Origin of the sequence: Pseudomonas sp. D4002 (assembly GCF_013385665.1) — a bacterium.
Taxonomy (GTDB): Bacteria; Pseudomonadota; Gammaproteobacteria; order Pseudomonadales; family Pseudomonadaceae; genus Aquipseudomonas.
The window spans coordinates 146,768-159,404 of sequence record NZ_JACAPN010000003.1; the positions used below are offsets into that span (position 1 = coordinate 146,768).

At 60.7% G+C, this 12,637-nt stretch carries 14 protein-coding genes; 9 read left to right on the forward strand and 5 right to left on the reverse strand.

Annotated elements, in window-relative coordinates; genetic code table 11:
- Positions 1 to 112: 112 nt before the first annotated feature.
- Entirely contained in the window at positions 113 to 760 is a 648-nt protein-coding gene (locus tag HX824_RS01680; RefSeq protein ID WP_003214855.1) for a hypothetical protein, read from the reverse strand.
- A 368-nt stretch (positions 761 to 1,128) separates the two neighbouring features.
- On the opposite strand from HX824_RS01680, the gene coxB reads away from it, so the two are divergent.
- The 4 genes from coxB to HX824_RS01700 all read left to right on the forward strand — a co-directional run bounded on the left by coxB (position 1,129) and on the right by HX824_RS01700 (position 5,520).
- Positions 1,129 to 2,256: a cytochrome c oxidase subunit II gene (coxB, locus tag HX824_RS01685; RefSeq protein ID WP_003214854.1), complete on the forward strand. Its 1,128-nt coding sequence runs from the start codon at positions 1,129 to 1,131 to the stop codon at positions 2,254 to 2,256.
- Between the two features lie 58 nt (positions 2,257 to 2,314).
- Entirely contained in the window at positions 2,315 to 3,904 is a 1,590-nt protein-coding gene (ctaD, locus tag HX824_RS01690; RefSeq protein ID WP_008439614.1) for a cytochrome c oxidase subunit I, read from the forward strand.
- Positions 3,905 to 4,045: 141 nt separating this feature from the next.
- Positions 4,046 to 4,597: a cytochrome c oxidase assembly protein gene (locus HX824_RS01695; RefSeq protein ID WP_008439615.1), complete on the forward strand. Its 552-nt coding sequence runs from the start codon at positions 4,046 to 4,048 to the stop codon at positions 4,595 to 4,597.
- 35 nt (positions 4,598 to 4,632) lie between these two features.
- Positions 4,633 to 5,520 carry a cytochrome c oxidase subunit 3 gene (locus tag HX824_RS01700; protein ID WP_003214849.1) on the forward strand — a complete coding sequence of 296 codons (888 nt, stop codon included), beginning with the start codon at positions 4,633 to 4,635 and terminating at the stop codon, positions 5,518 to 5,520.
- A gap of 6 nt (positions 5,521 to 5,526) precedes the next feature.
- On the opposite strand, the gene HX824_RS01705 is transcribed toward HX824_RS01700, so the two are convergent.
- Positions 5,527 to 5,730 carry a twin transmembrane helix small protein gene (locus HX824_RS01705; RefSeq protein WP_010168612.1) on the reverse strand — a complete coding sequence of 68 codons (204 nt, stop codon included), beginning with the start codon at positions 5,728 to 5,730 and terminating at the stop codon, positions 5,527 to 5,529.
- Between the two features lie 84 nt (positions 5,731 to 5,814).
- Between HX824_RS01705 and HX824_RS01710 the strand changes: the two genes are divergently transcribed.
- From HX824_RS01710 to HX824_RS01730, 5 genes are read left to right on the forward strand one after another with little or no spacing between them, the layout of a single operon-like run.
- Complete coding sequence (locus tag HX824_RS01710; protein ID WP_177022435.1) at positions 5,815 to 6,558, forward strand: SURF1 family protein; 744 nt, start codon at positions 5,815 to 5,817, stop codon at positions 6,556 to 6,558.
- Positions 6,524 to 7,123, forward strand: a complete 600-nt coding sequence (locus HX824_RS01715; protein ID WP_177054065.1) for a hypothetical protein — start codon at positions 6,524 to 6,526, stop codon at positions 7,121 to 7,123. Before HX824_RS01710 ends, HX824_RS01715 begins: the two co-directional genes overlap by 35 nt.
- A 10-nt stretch (positions 7,124 to 7,133) precedes the next feature.
- Positions 7,134 to 8,213: a heme A synthase gene (locus HX824_RS01720; protein WP_087694554.1), complete on the forward strand. Its 1,080-nt coding sequence runs from the start codon at positions 7,134 to 7,136 to the stop codon at positions 8,211 to 8,213.
- The gene (gene cyoE / locus HX824_RS01725; RefSeq protein WP_003214839.1) at positions 8,201 to 9,100 is read left to right on the forward strand and encodes a heme o synthase; all 900 of its coding nucleotides are present in this window, start codon (positions 8,201 to 8,203) and stop codon (positions 9,098 to 9,100) included. The genes HX824_RS01720 and cyoE overlap by 13 nt, the downstream gene beginning before the upstream one ends.
- On the forward strand, positions 9,097 to 9,732 hold the full coding sequence (locus tag HX824_RS01730) for an SCO family protein (RefSeq protein ID WP_008439627.1): 636 nt from the start codon (positions 9,097 to 9,099) through the stop codon (positions 9,730 to 9,732). Before cyoE ends, HX824_RS01730 begins: the two co-directional genes overlap by 4 nt.
- A gap of 209 nt (positions 9,733 to 9,941) precedes the next feature.
- Here HX824_RS01730 and HX824_RS01735 read toward each other — a convergent pair whose 3' ends face one another.
- The 3 genes from HX824_RS01735 to HX824_RS01745 are packed head-to-tail and all read right to left on the reverse strand — an operon-like array spanning position 9,942 to position 12,448.
- Complete coding sequence (locus HX824_RS01735; RefSeq protein WP_003214835.1) at positions 9,942 to 10,715, reverse strand: MetQ/NlpA family ABC transporter substrate-binding protein; 774 nt, start codon at positions 10,713 to 10,715, stop codon at positions 9,942 to 9,944.
- 51 nt (positions 10,716 to 10,766) lie between these two features.
- A complete protein-coding gene (locus HX824_RS01740; protein WP_003214831.1) occupies positions 10,767 to 11,441 on the reverse strand; it encodes a methionine ABC transporter permease in 675 nt (224 codons plus the stop codon).
- Complete coding sequence (locus HX824_RS01745; RefSeq protein WP_003214829.1) at positions 11,441 to 12,448, reverse strand: methionine ABC transporter ATP-binding protein; 1,008 nt, start codon at positions 12,446 to 12,448, stop codon at positions 11,441 to 11,443. The genes HX824_RS01740 and HX824_RS01745 overlap by 1 nt, the downstream gene beginning before the upstream one ends.
- Positions 12,449 to 12,637: the final 189 nt, after the last annotated feature.

The window sequence follows — 12,637 nt, forward strand, 5'->3', positions numbered from 1 at the left end:
GTGGTAGCGGGCTTGCTCGCGAAGGCGCAGTGTCAGTCACTGAATGTGTTTCTGATACACCGCTTTCGCGAGCAAGCCCGCTCCCACATTGGATCTTTGCAAGCCGGCAAATCTAAGCTGGCTGGTCCAGCTCAAGACCCACGCCCAACTGCCGCGACAGGCACGGCCAGCGCTTCCAAGCCGCTTCCGTGTCCGGGCTCTTGAGCTTGTCGCGGTAGGCTTCGACCGACTCCAGCGCAAAACTCTCCTCGTTAAGCATCTCATCCACCGCGTGGTGCACCGCCTCATCCAGCTGATTGGCAAACGCCTCGCCGATCAATTGGTGGGCAATCACGTTCGCCACAGTGGTATCCAGCGGAATCAACGGCTGGCCGAAGTGCTTGATATACAGATCGTTGACCTCTTCCACCAGGCGATGCGCCAGGTAAGCCTCATCCAGCAAACCGTCCAGGCCTTCATGCCCGGCCAGGATCGCCGGCGGCTGCAGGAAGAAATGTTCGGCGATTTTCAGCACCGGTTTGATCTGGCTTTCAATACCGGCTTCGCGGGCGACATCGTTGGCCGCGTCCAGCAGATCGGGGACCTGGTCGATGTAGGCGCTTACAAAACGCGTCATCACGCCCTTGGCGTCGACGTCAGGCACGGAAATCGCCGGGTGCAGGTGCGGTAACTGGACTTCCAGCTGCTGAGCAAGCTGGCCAGTGCTGGATTCGTGTTGATGGGCACGGGAAATCTGCTCGCGCAATGCGGCGGTGTTCATGAAAGCTCCAGTGATGCAGGCGTAGGAAATAGGGAGAGCATAAGGTAGCTCGTTTATACGAGAGCCTAAGACGCATTTGTCATAATTATTTCATGGTTATGCGCTGGCGTTATATCAAATTGCCATCGTTCGTCGGATAACGCGCGCCACCGGTCCTGTTGTGTGGTCCGTTTCCTCATTTTCGTTCATTTGCCCGATCACATTGCGGGGTGGCGGTCGCTGTCTATACTCGATTTTGTACGCAATTAGCTGATGACGCCCGACTGCATGAGCAGGCAAGGCCTGGCGGTTGTAAGCAGTATGGAAGCCGCTCCCTTGGCCGCAGGTGCAAACCGGCGGGATAACAAGAATGATAAGGGGAACCCGCAATGACGCGACATCCACATGTTTGGATGGGCCTCCTGTTGTGGTCAGTATTCGGCCAGGCGCAAGCCGCCTGGACAACGAATATGGCGCCAGGGGCCACTGAAGTCAGTCACGCCGTGTTTGACCTGCACATGACCATTTTCTGGATTTGTGTGGCGATTGGCATCGTCGTGTTTGGCGCGATGTTCTGGTCGATGATCGTTCACCGGCGCTCCACGGGACAGGTGGCAGCCAAGTTCCACGAGAGTACGACGGTGGAGATTCTCTGGACCGTGGTGCCCTTGCTGATCCTGGTGGCGATGGCCATTCCGGCCACCAAGACGCTGATCAACATCTACGACAGCACTGAGTCGGATATCGATATCCAGGTCACCGGCTACCAGTGGAAGTGGCATTACAAATACCTGGGCCAGGATGTCGAGTTCTTCAGCAACCTGGCCACGCCCGCCGAGCAGATCCATAACCAGGCCGTCAAAGGCGAGCATTACCTGTTGGAAGTCGACCAGCCGCTGGTGCTGCCGGTGGGTGCCAAGGTGCGTTTCCTGGTGACCGCTGCGGACGTGATTCACTCCTGGTGGGTGCCGGCGTTTGCGGTGAAGCGTGATGCGATTCCCGGCTTCGTCAACGAGGCCTGGACCCGCATCGAAAAGCCCGGCATCTATCGCGGCCAGTGCGCCGAACTGTGCGGCAAGGACCACGGCTTCATGCCGATCGTGGTGGAGGTCAAATCCAAGGCCGACTACGACACCTGGCTCGGCGAGCGTAAGGAAGAGGCCGCCAAGCTCAAGGAGCTGACCTCCAAGGAATGGACCCTGGATGAGCTGGTGGCCCGTGGCGACAAGATCTACCACACTACCTGCGTCGCCTGTCACCAGGCCGAAGGCCAGGGCCTGCCGCCGATGTTCCCGGCGCTCAAGGGCTCGCCGATTGCCACCGGGCCCAAGGAAGACCACCTGCACCGCGTGTACTTCGGCAAGCCCGGCACCGCCATGGCGGCGTTCGGCAAGCAACTGTCGGAAGTCGATATCGCGGCGGTCGTGACCTATGAACGTAACGCCTGGGGCAACAACAAAGGCGACATGGTCACACCTAAAGACGTGCTGGCTCTGAAACAGGCGGAAAGCAAATGACTTCCTTCATTGCATATTCCCTGAACCGTCCCGCCCACTCGTTCGCAGGAGAAAGGCCATGAGCGCTGTGATCGATGACCACGGTCATGCCGGTGACCACGCTCACGGCCCCGCCAAGGGCCTGATGCGTTGGGTACTGACCACCAACCACAAAGACATCGGCACGATGTACCTGTGGTTCAGCTTCTGCATGTTCCTGCTTGGTGGCTCGTTTGCCATGGTGATCCGTGCCGAGCTGTTCCAGCCGGGTTTGCAGATCGTCGAGCCGGCGTTCTTCAATCAGATGACCACCATGCACGGCCTGGTGATGGTGTTCGGTGCGGTGATGCCAGCGTTTGTCGGCCTGGCCAACTGGATGATCCCGTTGATGATCGGCGCGCCCGACATGGCCCTGCCGCGCATGAACAACTTCAGTTTCTGGCTGTTGCCGGCGGCGTTCCTGATGCTGGTTTCCACCCTGTTCATGCCCGGCGGCGGGCCGAACTTCGGCTGGACCTTCTACGCCCCGCTCTCCACCACCTACGCGCCGGAAAGCGTGACCTTCTTCATCTTCGCCATCCACTTGATGGGCATCAGTTCGATCATGGGCGCGATCAACGTGGTCGCCACCATCCTCAACCTGCGCGCCCCCGGCATGACGTTGATGAAAATGCCGCTGTTCGTCTGGACCTGGCTGATCACAGCCTTCCTGCTGATCGCGGTGATGCCGGTACTGGCGGGCTGCGTGACCATGATGCTGATGGACATCCACTTCGGCACCAGCTTCTTCAGTGCCGCCGGTGGTGGTGACCCGGTGCTGTTCCAGCATGTGTTCTGGTTCTTCGGCCACCCCGAGGTGTACATCATGATCCTGCCGGCGTTCGGTGCCGTCAGCTCGATCATCCCGACCTTCTCGCGCAAGCCGCTGTTCGGCTACACCTCGATGGTGTACGCCACGGCGAGCATCGCGTTCCTGTCGTTCATCGTGTGGGCGCACCACATGTTCGTGGTGGGCATCCCGCTGGTGGGCGAGCTGTTCTTCATGTACGCCACGCTGCTGATCGCGGTGCCCACGGGCGTGAAAGTGTTCAACTGGGTCAGCACCATGTGGCAAGGCTCGCTGACCTTCGAGACGCCGATGCTGTTCGCGGTGGCCTTCGTGATTCTGTTCACCATCGGTGGTTTCTCCGGGCTGATGCTGGCCATCGCCCCGGCGGACTTCCAGTACCACGACACCTACTTCGTGGTGGCGCACTTCCATTACGTACTGGTGCCTGGGGCGATCTTCGGGATCTTCGCCTCGGCCTACTACTGGCTGCCGAAATGGACCGGCCACATGTACGACGAAACCCTGGGCAAGCTGCACTTCTGGCTGTCGTTCGTGGGGATGAACATGGCGTTCTTCCCGATGCACTTCGTAGGGCTTGCCGGCATGCCGCGTCGGGTGCCGGACTACAACCTGCAGTTCGCCGACTTCAACATGGTCTCCTCCATCGGTGCCTTCACCTTTGGCGCGACGCAGATCTTCTTCCTGTTCATCGTCATCAAGTGCATCCGTGGCGGCCCGCCTGCGCCGGCCAAGCCGTGGGATGGCGCCGAAGGGCTGGAGTGGAGCATTCCTTCGCCCGCGCCGTACCACACCTTCACCACGCCACCGGAGGTCAAATGAACACCTCCCTATCCTGTGGGAGCTGGCTTGGCTGCGATGGCATCACTTCGGTGTACCTGAAAGACCGAGTTGCCAGCATCGCAGGCAAGCCAGCGCCCACAGAAAGGCCATTCGCAGAACATTCATTCGCAGGTGGCCGCCATGCTTGAGTCCGTGCCTATCAAGCGCCTGGTCACGCGCCTGCTGATCCTGGTGGTGGCGATGTTCGCCTTCGGCTTTGCCCTGGTGCCGATCTACGACGTGATGTGCAAGGCGTTCGGCATCAATGGCAAGACCGCCGGGCAGTACGAAGGCGAGCAGGTGGTGGACCCGACGCGGCAGGTGCGGGTGCAGTTCCTGTCCACCAATGCCATCGATATGGTCTGGGAATTCCACTCCAAGGCCGACGAGGTGGTGGTCAATCCCGGCGCAGTCACCGAGATGCTGTTCGTGGCCTACAACCCCACCGACAAGCCGATGACCGCCCAGGCGGTGCCGAGCATTTCGCCGGCCGAGGCGGCGATGTACTTCCACAAGACCGAGTGTTTTTGCTTCACCCAGCAAGTGCTACAGCCAGGTCAGCGCATAGAGATGCCGGTGCGCTTCATTGTCGACCGCGACATGCCCAAGGATGTGAAGCATTTGACCCTGGCGTACACGCTGTTCGATATCACCGCGCGCCAACCGCCCGTGGCTGTCCATACCGGCGGCTAGGCGTTGCTTGCGGGCTCGATTAGGAGAACGAATACATGTCGACTCATGATACGTACTACGTACCAGCGCAAAGCAAATGGCCAATAATTGCTACGTTGGGGATGCTGATCACGGTGTTCGGATTGGCGACCTGGTTCAACGATTTGAAGGCCGCACGCCCGGAATCCCACGGCCCGCTGATCTTTTTCGTCGGTGGCTTGCTGCTGGCCTACATGATGTTTGGCTGGTTCGGCGCGGTGATCAAGGAAAGTCGCGCCGGTTTGTACAGTTCGCAGATGGACCGCTCCTTTCGCTGGGGCATGACCTGGTTCATCTTTTCCGAAGTGATGTTCTTCATCGCTTTTTTCGGTGCGCTGTTTTATGTGCGGCACATGTCGGCGCCGTGGTTGGCGGGCGAAGGCCACAAGGGCATCGCGCACATGCTGTGGCCGAACTTCGAATTTGCCTGGCCGCTGCTGAACAATCCCGACCCGAAAATGTTTCCGGCGCCCAAGGGCACCATCAGCCCGTGGGGCTTGCCGCTGATCAACACGATCTTGCTGGTCAGCTCCAGCGTGACCATCACTATCGCCCACCATGCCTTGCGCAAAGGCCATCGCGGCGCACTGAAGATCTGGCTGGCGATCACCGTGTTGCTGGGTTGGGCGTTTCTCGGGTTCCAGGCCGAGGAATACATCCATGCCTATAAGGAGTTGGGCCTGACCCTGGGTTCCGGCGTGTACGGCGCGACCTTCTTCATGCTCACCGGCTTCCACGGTGCCCACGTGACCATCGGCACGATCATTTTGTTTGTGATGCTGATGCGCATCCTGAAGGGGCATTTCAACAACGAACACCAGTTCGGGTTCGAGGCGGCCAGTTGGTATTGGCACTTTGTGGACGTGGTGTGGATCGGACTGTTTTTCTTCGTTTACGTGCTTTGAGGTGTTTCACCAGGGCGCATGAGATACCAGTTGGCCGCTGAAGAAACCCCAGGTGATCAACCCCAGGGTGATCACGGCCAGCACCACACGCACGGTCAAGGCAGTGACGAGGCGGTTGGAGTTGCCCTCGTCCTTGACCAGGAAGAACAAGCCACTGAACAGGCTCACGACGGTAGCAATCAGCATCAGGGCAATGGCTGCTTTGAGCATGGTGGGCTCCGGGGCTCTTTTTTGGAGGGGGCGAGCAATGAGATTCAGTATAGCCAGCGCAGCACCGACCTCTGCGGCAATGCCATGAAACCCTTTCGCCCCGGTATTGCGCCGACGCTGGTGGTACTCGTGCTGCTGCCGTTACTGGTATTTCTCGGCTTTTGGCAGCTGTCTCGCGGTCACGAAAAACAGGCGCTGCTGGACACTTACGCCGAGCGCCGCGCTGCCGAGCCCATGAGCAGTACGCAACTGCAGGCCACCGAAGATCCGGCGTTCCGTCGTGTGCATCTGCGCGGGCAGTTCGATGCCGAGCACAGCGTGTTGCTGGATAACCGCTTTCGCGACGGCAAGGTCGGTGTGGAGCTACTGCAACCTTTCCATGATCAGGCCAGCGGCGAGTGGCTGTTGCTCAATCGTGGCTGGCTGCCTTGGCCGGACCGGCGCGCACCACCGGTTTTCACCACTCCCGAACAACTGCTGAATCTCGATGCCTGGGTCTATGTGGCGCCTGGCGAGACCTTCCAGTTGCATGCCGATCCGGCGGGCGCACAGTGGCCACGATTGCTGACCGCGCTGCATCCCGAGGCGTTGTGGGCCGAGTTGGGTCGCAGCGGATTCGCCCATGAAGTGCGGGCTGAAGCGGGCCCGGCTACCTACGAAACCAGCTGGCCCGTGGTCGCCATGGGCCCGGAAAAACACCTGGGCTATGCCGTGCAGTGGTTCGCCATGGCGGTGGCGCTGTTCGGCCTTTACCTCTACCTCGGATGGCACAACACAAAAAAGGAGAAGCGCCATGGGAGCGGCCATGAATCCACTCAACATGTCTGACGCGCCGGCAGCGCCCAATCGGCGCAAGGGCCGTTGGCAACTGATCCTGATCCTGCTGATGGTGGTCGGCCCGATGGTGCTCGCCACCTTTATGTACAAATTGCAGTTCTGGGTGCCGGACAGCCGCAGTTACCACGGCGAGATGATCGGCAATGGCCAGACCCGTGCCGACATTGGCGTGCAGGCTGACGAAGACCGCTGGCAACTGCTGGTCACCGCGCCCACCGCTTGCGCCGCCGACTGCCAGCAACTGGTGTACCTCGCACGCCAGCTCCAGATCGGCCTGGGCCGTGATGCCTCCCGCGCCAGCCACGCCCTGGCCAGTGCGCAGCCGGTCAGCACCGCGTATGACGCCAAACTCAAGGCCGAATACCCGCAACTGCAACGCTATTCCCTGGACCTGTCGACCTTCAACAAAGACGCCGCCGCCCAAGGCGGCGGCGATGCCCAGCTGTGGATCGTCGACCCCCACGGCAACCTGGTGCTGCGCTACGACGCCCGGGTCAAGGGCAAGGACCTGCTCAACGACCTGCGCCTGCTGCTGAAACTGTCGAACATCGGATAAGGACACCGTCATGGCCAAACCTGGATTTCGCCTCGCGCTGTTTGCCACCCTGCTGGCCCTGATCGTGGTGCTGCTGGGCGCCTATACCCGCCTTACCCACGCGGGTCTCGGTTGCCCGGACTGGCCGGGTTGCTATGGCTTTATCAGCGTGCCGAAAAGCGAAGCCCAGCTGGCCCATGCCGAACTGCATTACCCGGACACGCCGGTCGAGGCGGACAAGGGCTGGAACGAGATGACCCACCGTTACTTCGCCGGCACCCTCGGGCTGTTGATCGTGCTGCTGGCGGCGCGCGCCTGGACCCATCGGCATCATCCGGGCCAGCCGTTGAAGCTGCCGTTGTTCCTGTTGGCGGTGGTGTTCGCCCAGGCAGCGTTTGGCATGTGGACGGTGACGCTGAAGCTCTGGCCGCAAGTGGTCACCGGGCATTTATTGGGCGGGTTTGCGACGTTGAGCCTGCTGTTCTTGCTGACGCTGCGATTGTCCGGCGTATTGCCGGCGCTGATCGTGCCCAGGCGTTTGCAGTATTGGGCCACGGCCGGGCTGGTGCTGGTGATCGGCCAGATCGCGCTGGGTGGATGGGTCAGCTCCAACTACGCAGCCGTGGCGTGTATCGACCTGCCGACCTGTCACGGGCAATGGTGGCCGGCGGCGGATTTCGCCAATGGCTTTCACCTGACCCAGCATATCGGCCCCAATTACCTCGGCGGGCAACTGGACAGTGATGCGCGCACGGCGATTCACCTCACCCACCGGATTGGCGCGCTGCTGGTCACTGTCGTGTTGCTGGGCCTGGCCTGGCAGCTCAAGGTGGTCGGCATGACCCGCCTGGCGGGCCTGTTGCTGATCGCCCTGGCGGCGCAACTCTGCCTGGGCCTGAGTAACGTGTACTTCCACCTGCCGCTGCCGGTTGCGGTCGCGCATAACGCCGGCGGCGCGGCGTTGCTGCTGACGCTGGTGCTGGTCAATTACCACGCCCGCACCAGCCTGGTTCGGGTGCGACATCAGTTGCCGTTCGGCTGGCGCTTCAGCCCGCGTAAACACGTGTCGGGCCTCATAACCATTAAAGGAGAGATGCCATGGCGACCTTGATCAGCGAGCGTCACAGCCAGGCGATCTGGCGTGACTATCTGGAGCTGACCAAGCCAAAAGTGGTGGTGCTGATGCTCATCACCTCGCTGGTGGGCATGTTCCTCGCCACCCGCGCCGGGGTACCGTGGCCGGTGCTGATTTTCGGCAACCTGGGGATCGCGCTGTGTGCCGGCGGCGCGGCGGCGGTCAACCATGTGGTGGACCGGCGCATCGATGCGCTGATGGCGCGTACCCATAAGCGCCCGCTGGCGGAAGGGCGCGTATCGCCTGTGGCGGCGCTTGTTTTTGCGATGGTGCTGGCGGTGGCCGGGCTGGCGCTGTTGCTGGCGTTTACCAATCCGCTGGCCGCCTGGCTGACCCTGGCCTCGCTGTTGGGTTATGCGGTGATCTACACCGGCTTTCTCAAGCGTGCGACGCCGCAGAACATCGTCATCGGTGGGCTGGCTGGCGCCGCGCCGCCGTTGCTGGGTTGGGTTGCCGTCACTGGCCACGTCAGCGCCGAGCCGTTGCTGCTGGTGCTGATCATCTTCGCCTGGACCCCGCCGCACTTCTGGGCCCTGGCGATTCACCGCAAGGAGGAATACGCCAAGGCCGACATCCCGATGCTGCCCGTGACCCACGGCGAGCACTACACCAAGGTGCATATCCTGCTCTACACCTTCGCCTTGCTGGCGGTCAGCCTGATGCCCTATGTCATCCACATGAGCGGCATGCTGTACCTGGTGTGCGCACTGGTTCTGGGCGGGCGCTTTCTGCAATGGGCCTGGGTGCTGTACCGTGGCAGTCGGCCGCACGCGGCGATCAACACCTTCAAGTACTCTATCGGGTACCTGTTCATGCTGTTTATCGCCCTGCTCGTAGACCATTACCTATTGTTGAACCTATGACTCGAACTCAAAAAACTGTCTTCATTCTGGTGGCCATTGTCGCGTTGATCATGGGCCTGACCGTCAACAAAGTCCTGAGTGGCAAAGGCCAGGGCGACCCGACGGCCTTGATCGATGCCGGCATCATCCTGCTGCCGCAAAGCCGTCAGTTGCCACCGGTGACCATGACCAACCAGGACGGCCAGCCGGTGGTGGTCAACGAGCTGAAAGGCAAGTGGAGCGTGCTGTTCTTCGGCTACACCTTCTGCCCGGACATCTGTCCAACCACCCTCGCCCAGCTGCGGCAGATCAAGAGCGAGCTGCCCAAGGACGTTGTGGATAAGTTGCAGGTGATTTTGGTCAGCGTTGACCCGAACCGCGATACACCGGCGCAGCTCAAGCAGTACCTGGGCTACTTCGATCCACAGTTCGAGGGCCTGACCGGTGCGAGTGTGGACGATGTGCAGAAGGTTTCGAATGCGGTGAGCATTCCGTTTATTCCGGCAGACACCAGCAAGCCCAACTACACCGTCGACCACAGCGGCAACCTCGCGCTGATCGGGCCGGACGGCACCCAGCGCGGGTTTATCCGGGCGCCGTTGAACAACCAGAAGCTGGTAGCGCAGTTCCCGGGGTTGTTGCAGCGTAAATAAGCCTGCCGACCATTTTCTGAGCGACACAAATCAAATGTGGGAGCAAGCCCGCTCCCACATTGGTTTAGATCATTAGATCGTTCCCACGCTCTGCGTGGGAATGCCGCACTGGACGCTCTGCGTCCGCTTTTGAGGTCGTGACGCGGAGCGTCACAGGATGCGTTCCCACGCAGAGCGTGGGAACGATCGATCGGGGTTTCGGCCTTGGATCAGAACGCCGGCAGGATCGCGCCTTTGTACTTCTCAAGAATGAACGCTTTCACTTCCGGGGTGTGCAGGGCTGCTACCAGCTTCTTCACCGCGTCCGAATCCTTGTTGTCTTCGCGGGTCACCAGGATGTTCACGTAAGGCGAGTCGTTGCCTTCGATCACCAGTGCGTCCTTGGAGGGGTCCAGCTTGGCTTCCAGGGCGTAGTTGGTGTTGATCAGCGCCAGGTCGACCTGGGTCAGCACGCGCGGCAGGGTGGCGGCTTCCAGTTCGCGGAATTTCAGGCCTTTCGGGTTTTCAGTGATGTCCTTGATGGTCGACAGGATGTTGGTCGGGTCCTTCAGGGTGATCAGGTTGTGCTTGGCCAGCAGCAACAGCGCACGGCCGCCGTTGGTGGCGTCGTTCGGGATCACGACGTTGGCGCCGCTTGGCAGGTCTTCCAGCTTCTTGTACTTGCTGGAGTAGGCGCCCAGAGGCTCCAGGTGCACAGCGCCAACGCTCACCAGGTGAGTGCCCTTGGCTTTGTTGAACTCATCCAGGTACGGCTGGTGCTGGAAGAAGTTGGCGTCCAGGCGCTTTTCGGCTACCTGTACGTTTGGCTGAACGTAGTCGGTGAAGACTTTGACCTGCAGGTCCACGCCTTCCTTGGCCAGAGCCGGCTTCACGAATTCGAGGATTTCAGCGTGCGGCACCGGGGACGCGGCCACGGTGAGGGTTTCGGCGGCGTGGGCGGAGAACGCGGCAACGGCGGCGAAAGCAACCAGTAGTTTTTTCATTCAACAAGCTCCTTGTTCGGGAATTGGCCGGCTTAACGCCGGCAATAGCCGTTATTTTCGAGAAAAGTGCACCACCAGCTTGTCGCCGACGGTTTGCAGAATTTGTACCAGGATCAGCAGCAGCACCACGGTGACCACCATCACGTCGGTCTGGAAGCGCTGATAACCGAAGCGGATCGCCAGGTCACCCAGGCCACCGGCACCCACTACACCGGCCATGGCCGTGTAGGAAACCAGTGTAATCGCCGTCACCGTAATCGCCGCGAAGATGCCGGGGCGGGCTTCTGGCAGCAACGCGTTGGTAATGATCTGGCGAGTGGTCGCGCCCATGGCCTGGGTCGCTTCGATAATCCCGCGGTCCACTTCACGCAGCGCGGTTTCCACCAGGCGCGCAAAGAACGGCGTGGCACCCACCACCAGTGGCGGAATTGCACCGGCAACACCCAGCGAGGTGCCGGTGATCAGCACCGTGAACGGGATCATTACGATCAACAGGATAATGAACGGCAGCGAACGCAGGATGTTCACCACCAGCGACAACAGCGCATAAACATTCTTTTGTTCGAACAGCTGACGCGGGCTGCACAGGAACAGCAGCACGCCCAATGGCAAGCCCAGCAATACGGTGAACAGCAGCGAGCCGAACAGCATGGTCATGGTGTCGCCGGTGGCGAGCAGGATTTCCGACCAGTCGATGTTCGAGAAAAAGCTCAAGAGGATTTCCATTAGCGCAGCACCTCCATATGGACGTCTGCCGCGGTGAAGGCGGCGAAGGCGGCCTCCATGTCACCGCCGGTGACGGCGAGGGTCAGTTGCCCGTAGGGAATGTCTTTGATGCGGTCGATACGACCGGCGAGGATGCTGTAGTCCACACCCGTGTCGCGGGCGACGGTACCCAGCAGCGGCGCGTAGGTCGCTTCGCCCTGGAACGTCAGTCGCACGATGCGCCCCGGTACATGGGCGAAGTCATCACGCTGTTCGCCTTCGTCGACTTGCTCGGATTCCTGCACGAAGCGCTTGGTGGTCGGGTGCTTGGGGTGCAGGAATACGTCGGCGACGGTGCCTTGCTCGACGATCACGCCGGCGTCCATCACGGCCACGTGGTCGCACACGCGGCGGATCACGTCCATTTCATGGGTGATCAGCACGATGGTCAGCTTCAGCTCGCGGTTGATCTCGGCCAGCAGTTGCAGGACCGAGGCCGTGGTCTGCGGGTCGAGGGCGCTGGTGGCTTCGTCGCACAGCAGGATTTTCGGCTTGGTGGCCAGGGCGCGGGCGATGCCGACGCGCTGCTTCTGGCCGCCAGACAACTGCGCCGGGTACTTCTTGGCATGGTCGGACAGGCCGACCCGCGCCAGCAATTCGGCCACGCGCAGGTCGATTTCCTTGCGGGAAAGTTCGCCCGCGAGGGTCAGCGGCAGCGCCACGTTGTCGGCAACGGTCTTGGATGCCAGCAGGTTGAAGTGCTGGAAGATCATCCCGACCTGTTGCCGGAAACGGCGCAGGCCGTTGGCGTCGAGGGCGGTGACTTCTTCGTCATCGACCTTGATCTGGCCGCCGCTGGGTTGCTCCAGGCGGTTGATCAGACGCAGCAAAGTACTTTTTCCCGCACCGGAATGGCCGATCAGACCAAACACCTGGCCATTTTCGACGCGCAGGTTGGTGGGATGCAGTGCGGGGATATCCTTACCGGCGACCCGGTAGGTTTTATGGACGTTATGAAACTCGATCACGTAGCGAACCTTGTGGGGCGCATTAAAAAGGGATCAGCGGTTAGCCGGGCGCGCATTTTAGCCTGTCCGTATAGCGTTTCTTAGCATTTATTTCTCATCCGACCAGCGATTTGGCAATAACGCGATCAAAGGTCATAAAAAAGGAACGGTACAAAACCGTGTCAGTCACTACATAAGCAACTCGAAACT